The organism is Limnospira sp. PMC 289.06 (genome assembly GCF_032350395.1).
In the GTDB taxonomy this organism is placed as follows: domain Bacteria; phylum Cyanobacteriota; class Cyanobacteriia; order Cyanobacteriales; family Microcoleaceae; genus Limnospira; species Limnospira platensis.
In genome coordinates this window covers 1-17,243 of record NZ_JARPLC010000106.1, presented here as the reverse complement: position 1 = coordinate 17,243, position 17,243 = coordinate 1, and the positions used below count along the sequence as shown (strand labels likewise).

At 45.5% G+C, this 17,243-nt stretch carries 11 protein-coding genes; 8 read left to right on the top strand and 3 right to left on the bottom strand.

Annotated elements, in window-relative coordinates:
• Positions 1 to 170 precede the first annotated feature (170 nt).
• The 3 genes from P5674_RS18290 to P5674_RS18280 all read right to left on the bottom strand — a co-directional run bounded on the left by P5674_RS18290 (position 171) and on the right by P5674_RS18280 (position 4,494).
• The gene (locus P5674_RS18290; protein WP_014276668.1) at positions 171 to 2,099 is read right to left on the bottom strand and encodes a cation:proton antiporter; all 1,929 of its coding nucleotides are present in this window, start codon (positions 2,097 to 2,099) and stop codon (positions 171 to 173) included.
• Positions 2,100 to 2,313: 214 nt separating this feature from the next.
• Positions 2,314 to 3,675 (bottom strand): GH25 family lysozyme, encoded by a 1,362-nt coding sequence (locus tag P5674_RS18285; protein WP_315670180.1) that lies wholly within the window; start codon positions 3,673 to 3,675, stop codon positions 2,314 to 2,316.
• 156 nt (positions 3,676 to 3,831) lie between these two features.
• The gene (locus P5674_RS18280; protein ID WP_062945910.1) at positions 3,832 to 4,494 is read right to left on the bottom strand and encodes a class I SAM-dependent methyltransferase; all 663 of its coding nucleotides are present in this window, start codon (positions 4,492 to 4,494) and stop codon (positions 3,832 to 3,834) included.
• A gap of 181 nt (positions 4,495 to 4,675) precedes the next feature.
• Here P5674_RS18280 and trxB point away from each other — a divergent pair, with 181 nt between their 5' ends.
• The 8 genes from trxB to guaA all read left to right on the top strand — a co-directional run bounded on the left by trxB (position 4,676) and on the right by guaA (position 17,100).
• Positions 4,676 to 6,028, top strand: a complete 1,353-nt coding sequence (gene trxB / locus P5674_RS18275; protein ID WP_043468555.1) for a thioredoxin-disulfide reductase — start codon at positions 4,676 to 4,678, stop codon at positions 6,026 to 6,028.
• 38 nt (positions 6,029 to 6,066) lie between these two features.
• Positions 6,067 to 6,951, top strand: coding sequence for an ABC transporter permease (locus P5674_RS18270; RefSeq protein ID WP_006619889.1), 885 nt, complete (start codon positions 6,067 to 6,069; stop codon positions 6,949 to 6,951).
• 1,427 nt (positions 6,952 to 8,378) lie between these two features.
• Positions 8,379 to 9,542 (top strand): RNA polymerase sigma factor RpoD, encoded by a 1,164-nt coding sequence (gene rpoD / locus P5674_RS18265; protein WP_006668411.1) that lies wholly within the window; start codon positions 8,379 to 8,381, stop codon positions 9,540 to 9,542.
• A 273-nt stretch (positions 9,543 to 9,815) separates the two neighbouring features.
• A complete protein-coding gene (locus P5674_RS18260) occupies positions 9,816 to 11,183 on the top strand; it encodes an NAD-dependent succinate-semialdehyde dehydrogenase (RefSeq protein ID WP_006624260.1) in 1,368 nt (455 codons plus the stop codon).
• A gap of 162 nt (positions 11,184 to 11,345) precedes the next feature.
• Positions 11,346 to 12,983, top strand: a complete 1,638-nt coding sequence (locus tag P5674_RS18255) for an acetolactate synthase large subunit (RefSeq protein ID WP_008052622.1) — start codon at positions 11,346 to 11,348, stop codon at positions 12,981 to 12,983.
• A gap of 214 nt (positions 12,984 to 13,197) precedes the next feature.
• The gene (locus P5674_RS18250) at positions 13,198 to 14,088 is read left to right on the top strand and encodes a fumarylacetoacetate hydrolase family protein (protein ID WP_043468558.1); all 891 of its coding nucleotides are present in this window, start codon (positions 13,198 to 13,200) and stop codon (positions 14,086 to 14,088) included.
• Between the two features lie 152 nt (positions 14,089 to 14,240).
• Positions 14,241 to 15,365, top strand: coding sequence for a cobalt-precorrin-5B (C(1))-methyltransferase CbiD (gene cbiD / locus P5674_RS18245; protein WP_315670179.1), 1,125 nt, complete (start codon positions 14,241 to 14,243; stop codon positions 15,363 to 15,365).
• A 109-nt stretch (positions 15,366 to 15,474) separates the two neighbouring features.
• Entirely contained in the window at positions 15,475 to 17,100 is a 1,626-nt protein-coding gene (guaA, locus tag P5674_RS18240) for a glutamine-hydrolyzing GMP synthase (protein ID WP_062945911.1), read from the top strand.
• Positions 17,101 to 17,243 lie beyond the last annotated feature (143 nt).

Genomic DNA, 17,243 nt, shown 5'->3' with positions numbered 1-17,243 from the left:
GGGGTTACACTCCGTTACACCCAACCTACTTCATACAAAACCCTTGGTGTTCGGTTCCACCGCCGTTATACAAAACCCTGGTGTTGGGTTCCACTACGTTACACCCAACCTACTTCATAATTTGACTACACTGTTGCGAACTATCTGTGGAATGAAGGCTGGTTGACTAGCTAGTTACTAGATTCTTTAGCGGAAATAGTTTCCAGGTGAGGAGATGGAATGGGAACTTCCTCGACTACGGGATGCTTATCAAGGGTGAGATCGGTTTGTTGAGAACCTGATAAACGTTTAAGTAGTTTAGGTTTGGGATCATGGAGTAAGTAAATAATACGATCGCCTGCTTGCCAAGTTTCCGCCACTGGGACTACCATTAGCTGATCTTGACGCAACAGTAATAGAGGGAGAAACTCCCCTGAGCGAATCATCGCCTGTAAATGCGATCGCTGAAACTCCAGTCCCGGTTGTCTCAGCAAAGTTTCCCCCAACTTCACCTCACGGTCCTGGACATATTGACTCCACAACTTCAGGGGGAACTCTGGAATAAAAGCCTGTTGTACCTTATCCTTAGCATTACTGTTAGCAGTTTTCTTTTGAGGCTCTTGGGGAAAAATCGCCAACACACGAGGAGGCTGGAACTCTTCCGCCGCCCGTTGTGCTAAAACTAGATTCACCTCACCATTGCTAGTCATAGCCAGGAAAGTCCCCATAGACTCAAGTCCCGCCTCTTCCAAGACATTCGTATCAAGGGCGCTACTTTGATAAACACGCAACCCCTCATCCTTAGCCTGTTCGCAAGCCTCTGGGTCTGTATCAATAATCACCACCGACTCATTGCGTTCTTGGAACATTTGTCCAATCAGGCGGCTGATGGGATTTGAACCGACAATTACCGCTCCCGTAGCTGTAGACGAGGTAACTCTTAATAGTTGAGCCACATATTTAGCCGTTAGTCCTTGGGTGACAACAGTCATAATAATCGTCAGGAAAACCAAAGCCTTAATTGAGTCTCCCCCATTCATTCCCCGTTGAGTCAACAGAATCGCAAACAGGGAAGACACAGAAGCTGATACAATCCCCCTAGGTCCTATCCAAGCAATAAAAAACTTTTGTCGCCAGTTAAGTTTACTTGATAGGGTACAAATCAAAACGTTAATGGGACGGACAATAAACATCAGAGCGAGTACCGTTAACACACTCCCCCACCCCAAGGCGACAATACTTTCTAAAGACAGATCCGCCGCTAACAGAATAAACAGCACCGACACACATAACATGGTCAGTTGTCCCTTAAAGCGGCGCAGTTGACGCATTTCTGGAACCCCCACAGAACGCACCACTAGACCCGCGACAACTGCAGTCATTAGCCCCGATTCACTACTGACCAATTCAGCAGCATCATAGAGCCCCCAGAGAGCAGCTAAGACGACTAAACTGGTGAGATCCTCAGACATAAACTTAGCTTGTTTGAGACTCCACCCCATTAATGCACCACCGACGACCCCGATAGTGGCACCAATTCCTAGACGAGTGATTAATTCCCGGAACAACTCCACGGGGTCAGCACTACCACTGAGAACTACATTAAGCACTAAGACGGCGAGAATAGCACCAATGGGATCGATTAGCACTCCTTCCCCTTCCAAAATCGCCGCCACGGGTCGATCAACAGAAACCTGTTTGAGTAGGGGACCAACTACAGTAGGTCCGGTCACAACTACTAAGGACGCATACAAAAAGGCGATCGGCCAGGGAAATTCCCCTAGCCAATGAGCAGCCATACCACCACCCACCAAGGTGATCAATGTTCCGACTGTTACTAAGTTACGGATACTCCCAGAAACAGCCCCTAAAGCTCTCAGTTCTAGGCTTAATCCCCCTTCAAACAGAATTAGGGCTACAGAAAGGGAGACAATGACTTCTAAGCCATCGCCGAGTAAGTTGGGATGGACTAGCCCTAAAATATCATTGCCTACTAGGATACCGAATACCAGTAGAAAGACAATGGCAGGAACTTTTAGATAGTCCGCTAAAACTTGAGCACCGATACCACTAATGATGGTTATGACCATCAGCATGGTGATCTCAAAGGATGTGTCCATAAGGGTTACTGTCGCACGATCAAAATATCTTCGGTCACTTGATATCAGACCCGCCATCAAACAGAGGGGGATTCCATCTACTCCAACAAATCAAAAATTGATTATTGTTGAACTTCTGGCGGGGTAACTACTTGGGGTAGATAGTGGGCACTAGGAATGAGTATGTTAATGTTAACCTATCCTAGATTGGGCGATCGCCTCACCCCTTAATAGCTTATCGAGAACCGGGTCTACGCCATAGTCTCGCAAATTCTACCAGGGTAGGGGCGGGAATTTGCGTTTGTAGCCATTCGATCGCCTCTTTTTGGGTAGGAGTCCCACGGTAGAATTGACAGACATCGAGTAACCGAATATCAACCACTACTTCCGGGGTGGCGTTCCATTTCTGTTCAAATTCCAGCAAAATCGTCACTGGAATTTCCCGTTGTAACCACCGCAAGGCTTGATTTTGGTTCGGTAGATCCCGATAATAACGGCACACATCTAGAATTCTAATCGACTGGGTTTGGGGAGTAGCCTGATTTCTCCACAAACGCGCAAACTCTAATAAGGTCTCCGATGGGATTTTATCCTGTAACCAGACTAAGGCTTTATCTTCCGTCGCAGAACCACGATAGATCCGACATATATCAATTAGTTCTAGAGTTGTTGCGGGTGCGGGTGCGGGTGCCGGTGCGGGTGCCGGTGCCGGTGTCGGTGCCGGTGCGGGTGTCGGTGACGGTGCGGGTGTCGGTGACGGTGCGGGTGCCGGTGCGGGTGCGGGTGTCGGTTCTGCTTCTACCCTTGGTGGTGGGACGAAGTTTTCCACTTGACCCATTAATGCAGTCCAGGTTTTTAAGCCAGCTACCCCATCTTTCTCTTTAATGCCTTTGTTATCCTGAAAACTCAGTAAAGCCCTTTCGGTTCCCGCGCCAAAAATGCCGTCAATTACTCCCGGTTCAAAACCGCGTTTTTTCAGCTTGGTCTGCATTAATTCTACTTTCGGTCCCCGTTCCCCTTTGCGGATACTCTCAAAGATGTTGACATCTACCCCGCCTCGGATACCATCAACTTGACCGCGATCTGTATATTGCCAAAATACCCAGGTTTTCCATTTTCCGGGTATGGCTGGTTTTTCCGCTTGGGTATAGTGGGCTATCCATAGGGGATATTCCGAAAAGCGATCGGTGTTCAGTTGTTGCCAAAATCCTGGATAGGTGTAAATTATCGGTTGATATCCCGTCGCTGCTTCGATCGCTTCTAACCACACAGCCGCGCGATCGCATACCGTTTTGGAATCAAGCCCGTCCGTGGTTTCAATATCTAACACCGGCGGCAAATCTCCCGGTTCCAGGGTAACAATTCTCAGGAAGTTATCGATTTGTCCCTGAATATTGCTGGCCGGCCGAAAAAAGTGATATGCTCCCCTAATTAAGCCGTTGGCTTTGGTTGCTTTCCAATAGGGAGCAAAAACATCCGCCACAAAGGTGGCTCCCTCCGTTGATTTAATGACAGCAAACGCCATACCGGAATTAGCCACTGCTTTCCAGTCAACGTTGGGTTGGTAGTCTGAAACATCTATACCGCGTATACTCATGGGTTTGGCATTTAACAATAATATTTTGATCAGGTATTGGCAATGCGGATCAGCTCATTAAACCGCTATCGGGCCAGTCAATTGACCCATTGACTCTACTGTCGCACTTCGCACTTTGACTATAATACTTCTGAGTTCCGTTGATTAACTGTTATGTTAACCGATCGCTATTTTTTCCGCCGTCCAGTGGCGATCGCTTGATGTATAAACTTTAATATCCCCATTACCCGCTTGGTTCAACATCTCCTGCACTTCTTCTAAGGTAAACGCCGCCTGTAGGGAATCTCGGAATAGTTGTTTTTGATGCTGGTTGCAGTCCCCTGCATATTCCTCTACTAGGCGATCGCGATCGGCTTCACTTTTCGGTCGCTGTAAGTCCCGCAGGAAAATCCCTCCCCCCGGTTTTAATACTCGTTTCACCTCACAAAAAAAGGGTAAAGGGTCCCCCAGGTGATGCACTATACTATTGGAAATTACCAAATCAAACTGACCGTCAATATATGGCAACTTTTTGGCATCTACCAAGGCTAATTCTACTTGACTACTAATTCCCGCCGCCCTGATATTCCTCTCCCCTATTTTCAGCATATTTTCCGATAAATCAATCCCGATAATTTGCCAGCCTGGCTTCTGTTTCGCTATCAAAATCGGGATGCGTGCTGTTCCCGTTCCCGCATCTAATACCATCCCTTCTGACCTTGGTAAAACCGCGATCGCCTCTTCTGCAAAAGCTCGATTCACCTCCGAAAAATCCATAGAGTCATACTCTACAGCTTCCGACCAACTATCCATCACTTCCGGTTCTAAAACTCGTTTCATTCAGATTACTTTGCCAATGAAATTACACAAAAAAATATTTATTAACCTCAAATTATTAATCAATTATTATTAATTGTCAACCCCTCAGCCATCCTCACCATAATTTTAGGAAACTTTCAGGAAACCCAGTCCTGATGCTTTATAATCAAGGATTGTAGAATTTCCCCCTACCATATTGAAAATGGTTGAAAATTTAGTCATTATCGGTTCTGGTCCCGCTGGGTACACTGCCGCTATCTATGCAGGACGGGCTAACCTCAAACCCATTGTATTTGAAGGATATCAGAAGGGTGGGGTTCCCGGTGGACAATTAATGACCACCACAGAAGTAGAAAACTTCCCCGGTTTTCCTGATGGTATCACCGGACCCCAATTAATGGATCGCATGAAAGCACAAGCCGCGCGCTGGGGGGCTCAATTAATTACCGAAGACGTGATTAAGGTAGATCTCAGTCAAAGACCCTTTACCCTCACTTCCCCAGACCGGGAAATCTCCACCCATAGTATTATTATTGCTACAGGAGCTACCGCTAAACGACTCAACCTACCAGGGGAAGAAATTTTCTGGAGTAATGGCATTTCCGCCTGTGCTATTTGTGATGGCGCTAGTCCCCTATTTAAAGGGGTAGAATTAGCCGTTATTGGTGGCGGCGACTCAGCAGCAGAGGAAGCCGTTTATTTAACTAAATATGCCAGTCATGTTCATCTTTTGGTACGTCGAGATGAGTTGCGTGCTAGTAAAGCTATGCAGCAGCGAGTTTTACAAAACCCCCAAATAACTGTTCATTGGAACACTGAGGCATTTAAAGTATTTGGCAATGGCAAACTTGCGGGAATTGTAGTTAAAAATAACCGCACAAACCAGGAAAGTGAATTGCTGGTTAATGGTCTATTTTATGCCATTGGTCATACTCCCAACACTGACATTTTTCAAGGACAGTTAGAACTAGATTCTGTCGGTTATATTGTCACTAAAAATCATGGCGTAGAAACCAGCGTTGAGGGTGTTTATGCCGTTGGAGATGTTCAAGATCATGAATTTCGGCAAGCGGTGACGGCGGCCGGTAGTGGCTGCATGGGGGCGATGTTGGCAGAACGATGGTTATCTTCTCAGAATTTGGCTCAGGAATTTCCACAAACTGAATCCTCGTCAGACCATACAGACACCAGCCCCGAAACTGAGGCGGCAGATACTGAGGAAACTTACGATATAAATAACACTAAGCATAAAGGCAGTTATGCTCTGCGGAAACTTTACCATGAGAGCGATCGCTTAATTATGGTTAAATATGTTTCCCCTACCTGCGGCCCCTGTCGCACCCTCAAGCCCATTTTAAATAAATTGGTCGATGAGTTTGATGGTAAAATCCACTTTGTGGAAATTGATATAGAACAAGACCCGGAAATTGCACAAAATGCCGGAGTGATGGGAACTCCCACTATTCAGTTTTTTAAACATAAGGAGTTAGTCAGAGAAATGAAGGGGGTTAAACAAAAAAGTCAGTATCGAGATGTCATTCAAAGTAATTTATAGTTATCCTCTCTTTCTGTATGTCACCTGTTAACTAAAAAATGACTTCCACTAAATCTCGATTTGCTCGATTTTGGACCCGCACAGGTTCCCGTAGTGTTTCCAGTTGGATGATGACAATTGGTTTTGTGATCACAACTGTTTTTGTGGCGATCGCTATTTTCTCCCCAGTATTAGAAAGCTGGGGATGGATACAGAGTCCCACCGAATTTCTCGCCAACCCCATTCATCAACCCCCCGGACTCAAGCACTGGTTCGGTACCAATCGCCAGGGGTATGATATCTTTTCCCGTACCCTATTCGGCACTCAAGCCGCCTGGAAGGTGGTACTGTTAGCAACAGTATTAAGTTTATGTATCGGCGTTCCTCTGGGGCTTCTGAGTGGCTATCAGGGCGGGAAAATAGATCGTTGCTTGTTGTTTTTGATGGATACCATCTACACCTTACCGGGACTGCTGCTATCCATTACCTTAGCCTTTGTCGTCGGTCGAGGGGTGTTTAATGCAGCCTTAGCCCTTAGTATTGCCTATATCCCCCAGTATTATCGGGTAGTTCGTAACCATACCACCAGCGTCAAAACTGAATTATTTGTCGAAGCCGCCCAAGCCATGGGGGCTGATACTTGGACAGTGCTTTCTCGCTACCTGTTCTTAAATGTAATTCAGAGTGTCCCCGTTTTGTTAACTCTTAATGCAGCCGATGCGATCCTGATTTTAGGAGGATTAGGATTTTTAGGCTTAGGGCTACCACCAGAAACTCCCGAATGGGGCCATGATTTACGCCTAGCCTTAGAAGCTCTCCCCACTGGGATTTGGTGGAGTACATTGTTTCCCGGATTAGCCCTTACCATCATGGTAGTGGGGCTATCTTTGTTAGGAGAGGGAATTAGCGAGTGGATAAATCCTAAGACCCGAAATCAAAGTTAAACCCAGAAAATGATTAATAAATCAACAATTGACCGGCAAATATTAAGACATGACTGCAAAAACTTAATGTGATTTAACATTTTATGGGATTCCATTTCTTCAAATTTGAGCTACCTTAACAGAAAAGGCTGACGCATCTGAGAACTCAATGATCACGTTTACCGTGAAAATCTTTATTGAAATGGAGTTCTCCGATTCATCTGGTTTCAGTTTTTTGAGCAAATCCCTTGGTTCAAAACCAAACCCAGCAACTTAGCCTCTATATCATTTAGTTGGCATGAGTTCTGTCAAAGCGGGAAAACTAAGGATATCCTGTATTCGGAAACCCATGGGGCCGGTTTGAGAATACCCAGTCTTGAAAAGTCTCTGTTGAGGACAGACCAAGGGATTGAGACCTGGAGTGGCGCAAGCTATGGAATCACCTAGATTGTGATCACCAGATTATGTATTTCAATTCTGAATTAATCTCCTCGAAGTTTCTCCGCGAGGTTTGAGATGAACATTAAAATAGGATTGCTCAATTAACCTAACCCCCATAGTTTGTTATATGGGCTAACATAGATTGGGAAACCGATTCATAAATAATGTAGTCAACAACCCCACTCAACTGGCGGGATGGGGCTTGTTAAAGCCCCTAACCCAGAGTGAGTTTAGTTGACGGGCCTCAGACGCGGTCAGCGTCTACGTTCAGAGCAAGTGTTAAAGTTCTTACCTGGGGATGCGTCGCTATCGCTAGTAGTCCCCAGCTCTAAAACCAGATGCTTAAACAGTCCTAGAGGGTTAAGACCGTGCTATCTGGAAAGTACCGACTCTGAACATTGGCAAGTGGGAACTTTACCCCAGCAATGGGTGTATCGGGGACAACCATATCCCCACCGGAGCGGCAACCATACCGCTTTACCCCGCAATTGCAGTCAACCTTTACCAACTCAGGAGGCTACGCTTATAGTTATCGAATGGGCAAATTAGGGGGTATTTAACCCCGCTCAATTCCGGCTCAATTCCTGACCCACCCACAAGGGGATGGGGTTTCTCGGAGGAAGAGCATGAATTGTACCTACCATACCCGTTGTGTTCCTTAACACGCTAGGGGTAGGGTAAACGAAAATGAATCGATGGCAGTATTAGTCACAATCGCTCGGTTGCCAATGCTTTTGCTAATGGGAGGTAGTTGGCTGTTGTTTATGCGGTCAAGGCCGACCCTGGCAAGTGAAACCTGAGATATTTTATATATATGGTTTGAGCAACTTTTGTCACCCTTAGCTGATGGGCTGTATCGGAATTCAATCATCAATAGTTTATGATCAACAAGCCGAAGTTACAGTCAGACCGAGTGAGGAATTGGCTAAACTGTCTACAGACAGATATATTGTTATATTCTGTCTCTCGTGATGGATTCTTGAATTGAGGAGCATGAGGAACGCGGCATGATCCAAATAAAAGACGGACTCGCAACCACCATTGAGCCTGAAATGGAAACAATTGAATTATCTGACCCGAAATCTGATCCAGATTTAGTTGAAAATTTGTTTGAACATGGAGAATCTCTCCAACAAGAATTAGAGGAGTCTCAATCTGAAACAGAACTAGCTAAGGCTGGGAGTGCCGGGAAATCTCGGCGACGTGCCCAGACAAAAAAAAAGCACTATACAGAAGATTCGATTCGACTGTATCTTCAGGAAATTGGTCGGATTCGCTTACTGCGAGCCGATGAGGAAATTGAACTGGCTCGTAAAATTGCCGATTTGCTGGAGTTGGAGCGAATACGAGAAAAGCTAATAGAGCATTATCATCGCGAACCTAACGAAAAGGAATGGGCAAATGCGGTTGATATGAGGCTACCAGAATTCCGCCGTCGCCTATTTCTGGGCAGACGAGCTAAGGATAAAATGGTTCAGTCTAACTTGAGGTTGGTGGTTTCCATTGCTAAAAAGTACATGAATCGGGGTTTGTCGTTTCAAGACTTAATTCAAGAGGGAAGCCTAGGGTTAATCCGGGCGGCGGAAAAATTCGATCACGAGAAAGGCTATAAGTTCAGTACCTATGCGACTTGGTGGATTCGTCAGGCTATTACTCGGGCGATCGCTGATCAGTCTCGGACGATAAGACTTCCAGTTCACCTGTATGAAACTATCTCTCGGATCAAAAAGACTACTAAACTCCTATCTCAGGAAATGGGTCGTAAACCGACGGAGGAAGAAATCGCTACCCGGATGGAAATGACCATCGAGAAGTTAAGATTTATTGCGAAATCCGCTCAACTACCTATTTCTCTGGAAACTCCCATTGGTAAAGAAGAAGATTCTCGCTTGGGAGACTTTATTGAGTCTGATGGAGAAACCCCAGAAGATCAGGTTTCTAAGAATTTGCTACGGGAAGACCTCGAAAGTGTATTAGATACTCTCAGCCCCAGGGAACGAGATGTTTTGCGACTACGCTATGGACTCGATGACGGACGGATGAAAACCCTAGAAGAAATAGGGCAGATATTCAACGTGACTCGGGAGCGCATTCGCCAGATAGAAGCTAAGGCTTTACGAAAGTTACGTCACCCCAACCGCAATAGTATTCTCAAAGAGTATATTCGCTAGGGGATACCTACAGCCTGAACCATAATTTGGTCTTATATCACCCAGAGAACAGCTTTCTGGGTGTTCTTTTAGTTTTGTAAGTAAGATGAAGAAAAATTAAATTTGTCGGGAATTAGAGCCGGATGTTTTCTCATAAATTTTAAGTTATTTAAATAAAGTTATAGATTTGTGTAAACAGTTGGCTGAAGGGGAAATTAATTGATAATAGATGGTTTTTCAGAGGTAGGATGATTAGATGTAAACATTTAATTTTATGAAAAACATCAATTTGTTATGGGAATCGCCACCATCAACCCAGCCACGGGAGAAGTGGTCAAAACCTTTGAATCCCTGACTGACTCGGAGATAGAAGCCTGTCTGGAATCAGCAGAGCAAGCCTTTACCCGTTACCGCTATCTGCCTTTTGACAAAAAAGCTGAATGGATGAACCGAGCGGCGGAGATTTTGGAGCGAGATGCACAGAGATTTGCTCAAATCATGACATTGGAGATGGGAAAACCTATCAAAGATGCGATCGCCGAAGCGAAAAAAAGCGCCTTGGTTTGTCGGTTTTATGGGGAAAACGCGCCTCAGTTTCTGGCTGATGTTCCGGCTGCCAGTGATGCGACTCGGAGTTTCGTGCGCTATCAACCCCTAGGAGCCATTTTAGCGGTCATGCCTTGGAATTTCCCATTTTGGCAGGTGTTCCGCTTTGCGGCTCCGGCTTTAATGGCGGGAAATGTGGGGTTGCTCAAACACGCCTCTAACGTGCCTCAATGTGCTTTAGCTATTGCCGAAATCTTCAAAGCGGCTGGGTTTCCCCCTGGAGTTTTCCAAACCCTCCTAGTGGGAGCAGACAAAGTAGCTCAAATTGTGGCTGACCCGCGCGTTAAAGCGGCCACCCTGACAGGAAGTGAACCGGCTGGAGCTAGTTTAGCTTCGGAAGCTGGTAAAAATCTCAAAAAAACAGTGCTAGAATTAGGAGGCAGCGATCCATTTATTGTGCTAGAAAGTGCCGATCTAGAAGCAGCAGTACAAACGGCGGTGACAGCTAGAATGCTGAATAACGGTCAGTCTTGTATTGCGGCCAAGCGGTTTATTCTTGCCGATCGCATCGCCGGAGAATTTGAAAAAAAACTGGTCGCCAAATTTAAGGCGTTGAAAGTGGGAGACCCAATGCTCCCAGATACAGAAGTAGGTCCCCTGGCTACGCCGGGAATTCTCAAGGATATTGACGAACAAGTGCAAACTTGCCTAGCAGCAGGAGCGATCGCGCTCACTGGCGGTCATCGACTCTCTGAGCGTCCGGGAAACTTCTATGCGCCTACTATTTTAGCTTCCATCCCCCCCGGAACACCTGCTGATCAGGAGGAATTTTTTGGACCTGTGGCGCTCTTATTTAGGGTGAAAAGCCTAGATGAGGCGATCGCATTAGCGAATAGCACATCTTTTGGTCTGGGTGCAAGTGCATGGACTACAGACACTGCCGAACAGGATCGTTTAACTTTAGAACTAGAAGCCGGAGCCGTGTTTATTAACGGTTTGGTCAAATCCGATCCGCGCTTGCCCTTTGGTGGCATTAAACGCTCTGGCTACGGACGAGAGTTAAGCATCCAAGGCATTCATGAGTTTGTCAATGTGAAAACGGTCTGGATTAAATAACTCCGACTCCAAATAAGGGGTAAAAATTACCTGGTTAATTGTTGATATATGACATTTTGGCTGGGATATTTTCCGCCTATATTTGACCCAAAAAAACTGCGGAAATTATGCCGATAATTCTCCGGTTGTTTTAATCTATTTGTATAGTTGAAAAAGTGCCCAATGAATACAGCCGAACTTTTGGTAAAATGCCTCGAAAATGAAGGGGTGAAATATGTCTTCGGACTACCGGGAGAAGAGAATATGGAAGTTCTCGAATCCCTGAAAGATTCTTCTATCCAATTTATCACCACCCGCCATGAACAAGGTGCTGCATTTATGGCAGATGTCTACGGACGTTTGACCGGAAAAGCAGGGGTTTGTTTATCAACCTTGGGACCTGGTGCTACTAACCTAATGACAGGGGTCGCAGATGCTAACCTTGATGGCGCTCCCTTGGTGGCAATTACGGGTCAGGTGGGTACAGACAGAATGCACATTGAATCCCATCAATACCTGGATTTGGTGGCAATGTTTTCCCCTGTAACTAAGTGGAATGCTCAAATTGTCCGACCTAGCATTACCCCGGAAATTGTCCGTAAGGCTTTTAAATTAGCCCAAACGGAAAAACCCGGTGCGGTTCATATTGATTTACCGGAAAATATTGCTAGTATGGCTGTGGAAGGGCAGCCGCTAAATCGCGATCGCCGCGAAAAAATTTATTGTGCTTATCAAAGCATGAATGAAGCAGCCAGCGCTATCTCTAAAGCTGTTAATCCCCTTATCCTAGTAGGTAATGGAGCTTTGAGAGCTAATGCTAGTGAGGCGGTGACTGAATTTGCTACCCAACTAAATATTCCTGTAGCTAATACTTTTATGGGTAAGGGGGCGATTCCTTATACCCATCCTTTATCTCTGTGGACTACAGGACTTCAGCAGCGCGATTTCATTAGTTGCGCTTTTGATAAAGCTGATTTGGTGATTGCCATTGGCTATGATTTGATTGAATATTCCCCGAAAAAATGGAATCCTAAAGGCACAATTCCGATTATTCATGTGGGGGCTAATGCCGCGGAAATCGATAGCAGTTATATTCCTATTGCCGAAATTGTTGGGGATATTTCAGATTCTCTTCATGAGATTCTGCGTCGGTCTGACCGCACTGGTAAACCTGACCCCTATGGGGTAAAACTGCGCTCAGAGATTCGCCAAGATTATGAACGCTATGCTAATGATGATGGTTTCCCCATTAAACCTCAAAAAATTATCTATGATTTGCGGCAGGTGATGGGACCGGAAGATATCGTGATTTCTGATGTCGGGGCCCATAAAATGTGGATGGCAAGACATTACCACTGCGATCGCCCTAATACTTGTTTGATTTCCAATGGTTTTGCGGCTATGGGAATTGCTATTCCCGGGGCGATCGCCGCTAAATTTGTCAATCCTGAATTAAAAGTAGTGGCTGTTACTGGAGATGGCGGTTTTATGATGAACTGTCAGGAATTAGAAACCGCCCTGCGAGTTGGTACACCTTTTGTCACCCTGATTTTTAATGATGGTGGCTATGGTTTGATTGAATGGAAACAAGAAGACCAGTTTGGCTCGTCCTCGTTTATTAAATTCGGTAATCCTGATTTTGTCAAGTTTGCTGAAAGTATGGGATTGAAAGGATACCGGGTTCAGGCGGCGACTGATTTGGTTCCTATTCTTAAAGAAGCACTGGCTTCGGAAGTTCCTGTGGTGATTGATTGTCCCGTAGACTATCGGGAAAATGCCCGCTTTAGCCAACGGGCTGGCGGTTTGTGCTGTCCTATTTAACTATTGATTTGATTTCACCACCAACCCGCTGAGACTTTCTGATTTTCTCAGATTTGCATTTCTCAGACCCAGCGATCGCCTTTGGTCGCTGGGTACTCCCTTTGTGGGTGAGGGCTTGGGGGTGAGGGCTTATTTGGCGATTGATTGAGGATTGCTATTAATAGCCTGATACAATTGTAGTCATGTAGGATGTGCAGTGGCTGAGATTTTAACTATGAAGTTTTTAACCCTAAAAAATGGACAATTGGGGACTTTAGTTGATCAGACTGTTGTGGACTTAGTTAAAGCTAGTCAGATTTTGGATGAGTCCTTAACGACTCAGACTTTATTAGAATTAGTAGAAGCTGGAGATACTGCGACTCAGGCGGTTGGGGATTTGACGGAGAAAGCGATCGCCGCAAAAATTGCCTGTGCGCCGTTGACAGATACTGAAATTATAGCACCTTTTCCTCATCCTAAACGCAATATTTTTTGTTTGGGTAAGAATTATTTAGATCATGCTAAAGAAATGCTGGGTAGAGTTGATAAAGACGACCAACTACCCACCCAAATGATTATTTTTACTAAAGCTACCACTACGGCGATCGGTACGGGTGCGATAATTCCTAGCTATAGCCATTTAACCTCTAAATTAGACTATGAGGCGGAATTGGCGATTATTATTGGCAAAAAAGGCACTAATATTTTACCAGAAAATGCCTGGGATTATGTATTTGGTTATACAGCCTTAAATGATATCTCAGCTAGGGATTTACAATCAGATCACCGCCAATGGTTTCGGGGAAAAAGCCTAGATGGTTTTGCGCCTATGGGTCCGGTAGTTGTGCATCGTTCGATGATGCCATCTGCGGAAAATATTGAGGTTTGCTGTTGGGTGAATGGGGAAAAAAGACAACAAGCTAAGTTTGATCAAGTTATCTTTGATGTCCCCGCGATTATATCTACTCTGTCGGCGGGACTGACTTTATTACCAGGAGATATTATTGCTACAGGTACTCCGGCGGGAGTAGGGATGGGATATAATCCGCCCCGTTTCCTAACTGCTGGAGATGAGGTAGTTGTGGAAGTGACAGGGGTAGGTAAATTGATTAATCGGGTAGGGTAAATTAATTAATCGGGTCTGGTTTTAAGTATTTGACTTAATATGGTAAAATATGGGAGAGGTGACAAGTTTACATTTAGATAAATACGGGGAACCTGTGGCTGAAAATGATTGAAGATGATATATATATAATTTACTCATACTAGGTTAGACTTATGACTAAACCTCGTTCTGGATATACACTTCCGGTTTTTGCTTGTGCGGCGGCGATCGCAGCTTTGGAGCATCTCCAAGACCCGACCCCTAATGATAAAAATACGGTGAACGTGGATTTAATTGACCCACCAGAAACGGCGGAAATTGCGATCGAACAGGTGGCTCGTATTAGTGATCATGCCGCTTTAGGAATTACTCGTTCAGACCCAGGAGATAACTTAGATATTACTCGCCATACACCAGTTTGGGCAATAGTAGAAATAATAGGCCGTAATATTAACTCCCTAGAAACCCCCATTAAAATTGTCGGTGGTGAAGGGGTGGGAGTCCAGGAAAAAGGGGAACAGGCGGCGATTTATAAATATGCCAAATCCCTGATTTTAAGTAACCTGAAATCCCTGGTATCACTAGGCGATCGCATTCAAGTTACGGTTATTTTACCAGAAGGCAAAAAACTAGCCAAACGCACATCTAACGAAGCCTTTGGAGTCATCCAAGGACTATCATTGCTGGGAACAACAGGTATATCCCAACCCCTCAGCGTCCCCGAACAGTTGGAAGTCTATCGGGAGACGCTGGAAGCGAAAGCCGCCGACTTTCAAACCCTAGTATTTTGTATTGGTGAAAATGGATTAGACCTAGCCACGCATTTGGGTATTAAGCCTGAACAAATTGTCAAAACGGCTAACTGGTTGGGGCCAATGCTAGTAACGGCAGGATGTGTAGAAATTGAATCGATTTTACTATTTGGGTATCACGGAAAGCTGATCAAAGTGGCTGGGGGGATTTTCCACACCCATCATCACCTCGCAGACGGACGCTTAGAAATTTTAACGGCTCACTGTGCGGATATGGGATTACCAACCCCAGATCTACAGAAGGTTTTGCATTCTCCGACGACGGAAGATGCTTTATTGTACCTGCGGGAACTAAAGGGGGATTGGGTCGATCGCATATATGGTTCGATCGCCTCGGCTATTGATCATCGCGCCGCCGCCTATATACACACCCACGCGGAAGTAAATGTTCAGGTGGGGTCAGTGTTATTTGATCGCCAGCGTCAAATTATCTGCAAAAGTGCGATCGGTGATACAATTTGGCAGCAAATTTGTTATCCTAGTTAGAATACTCCCTCAACAAATTATCCGCAAAATTGCCGCGTTTTTACTCCTCCCGGTGCTACCAGAACCTAGCCCCCATGACTATATCAACATCTACAACCCTTAACTCAATATGACTGTGCAAACCTCAGCCCCAGAGCAAACTCTACCGACACCAATAACCGAACCGGTTACCTCAGTTAATCGGGAAATGATTATGATCTTAGATTTCGGTTCCCAATACTCGGAACTGATCGCCCGTCGTATTCGGGAAACAGAAGTCTATTCGGAAGTGATTTCCTATCGCACCAGCGCCAAAAAATTAGCCGACCTGAACTTAAAAGGGATTATCTTATCCGGTGGACCTAGTTCGGTCTATGACGAAAAAGCCCCCCATTGTGACCCAGAAATTTGGAATCTGGGGGTTCCGGTGTTGGGTGTATGTTATGGAATGCAGTTAATGGTTCAACAACTGGGGGGGGAGGTAGAACGGGCTAAACTAGCTGAATATGGTAAGGCTTCCCTAACTATTGATGATCCAACAGATCTACTGACTAATGTTGAGCAAGGGTCTACCATGTGGATGAGTCATGGTGACTCCTGTACTAGACTCCCACCAGGGTTTGAGGTTCTCGCCCATACAGGTAATACCCCCTGTGCGGCGATCGCTGACCATCAACGCAAACTCTACGGAGTTCAGTTTCACCCGGAAGTAGTTCACTCTATTGGTGGTCAAGCCTTAATCAGGAATTTCGTTTATCATATATGCGACTGTGAACCGACCTGGACTACAGAAACTTTTGTGGAAGAAGCTATCCGCGAGATTCGGGGTAAAGTAGGAGATAAACGGGTATTATTAGCCCTTTCCGGCGGGGTGGACTCCTCAACTCTGGCATTTTTACTCCATCAGGCGATCGGAGATCAACTTACCTGTATGTTTATTGACCAGGGGTTTATGCGGAAATATGAACCCGAAAAACTGGTAAAACTATTTGATGATCGATTTCATATCTCGGTTGAATACGTTAACGCCCGCGATCGCTTTCTCGAACAACTCAAAGGAGTGACCGACCCCGAAGAAAAACGCAAACGCATTGGGGGGGAATTTATCCGAGTCTTTGAAGAAGAATCAGCCCGTCTCGGACCCTTTGACTATCTCGCCCAGGGAACCCTTTATCCTGATGTAATTGAGTCAGCCGATACCAATGTTGACCCGAAAACTGGGGAAAGGGTAGCGGTTAAAATCAAAAGCCATCACAACGTTGGCGGTTTACCCAAGGACTTACGATTTAAATTAGTTGAACCTCTCCGCAAACTGTTTAAAGATGAAGTTCGCAAAGTTGGGCGATCGATAGGTTTACCCGAAGAAATCGTCCGCCGCCACCCCTTCCCTGGTCCAGGTTTAGCCATTCGTATTCTAGGGGAAGTTACCGCCGAAAAACTGAATATTCTGCGTGATGCTGATTTTATCGTCCGTGATGAAATTCACAAATCCGGCGTTTATCATGATTTTTGGCAAGCCTTCGCCGTATTGCTTCCCGTCCGCAGTGTGGGAGTTATGGGAGATCAGCGCACTTACGCCTATCCGGTGGTGTTGCGATTTGTCTCTAGTGAAGATGGTATGACCGCCGACTGGTCGCGGGTTCCCTACGATTTACTCGAAACTATTTCTAACCGCATTGTTAATGAAGTGCGAGGAGTCAATCGGGTAGTTTACGATATTACATCCAAACCCCCAGGAACTATCGAATGGGAATAGGGCAATTGATAATGGATAATGGATAATTATTAATTGTTAATTGTTCATCCTGTAGGGGCGGGTTCTGCTGTCAATCATCATTCCCAGGGGGGTTTTGGTAAACCCGCCCTAACCCACCGGGAAATTATTGTAGGGGCGGGTTC

Excerpts from the sequence above, each read along its gene's own strand:
- P5674_RS18290 (WP_014276668.1), bottom strand. The coding sequence starts at position 2,099 with ATGGACACATCCTTTGAGATCACCATGCTGATGGTCATAACCATCATT.
- P5674_RS18285 (WP_315670180.1), bottom strand. The coding sequence starts at position 3,675 with ATGAGTATACGCGGTATAGATGTTTCAGACTACCAACCCAACGTTGAC.
- P5674_RS18280 (WP_062945910.1), bottom strand. The coding sequence starts at position 4,494 with ATGAAACGAGTTTTAGAACCGGAAGTGATGGATAGTTGGTCGGAAGCT.
- trxB (WP_043468555.1), top strand. The coding sequence starts at position 4,676 with ATGGTTGAAAATTTAGTCATTATCGGTTCTGGTCCCGCTGGGTACACT.
- P5674_RS18270 (WP_006619889.1), top strand. The coding sequence starts at position 6,067 with ATGACTTCCACTAAATCTCGATTTGCTCGATTTTGGACCCGCACAGGT.
- rpoD (WP_006668411.1), top strand. The coding sequence starts at position 8,379 with ATGATCCAAATAAAAGACGGACTCGCAACCACCATTGAGCCTGAAATG.
- P5674_RS18260 (WP_006624260.1), top strand. The coding sequence starts at position 9,816 with ATGGGAATCGCCACCATCAACCCAGCCACGGGAGAAGTGGTCAAAACC.
- P5674_RS18255 (WP_008052622.1), top strand. The coding sequence starts at position 11,346 with ATGAATACAGCCGAACTTTTGGTAAAATGCCTCGAAAATGAAGGGGTG.
- P5674_RS18250 (WP_043468558.1), top strand. The coding sequence starts at position 13,198 with ATGAAGTTTTTAACCCTAAAAAATGGACAATTGGGGACTTTAGTTGAT.
- cbiD (WP_315670179.1), top strand. The coding sequence starts at position 14,241 with ATGACTAAACCTCGTTCTGGATATACACTTCCGGTTTTTGCTTGTGCG.
- guaA (WP_062945911.1), top strand. The coding sequence starts at position 15,475 with ATGACTGTGCAAACCTCAGCCCCAGAGCAAACTCTACCGACACCAATA.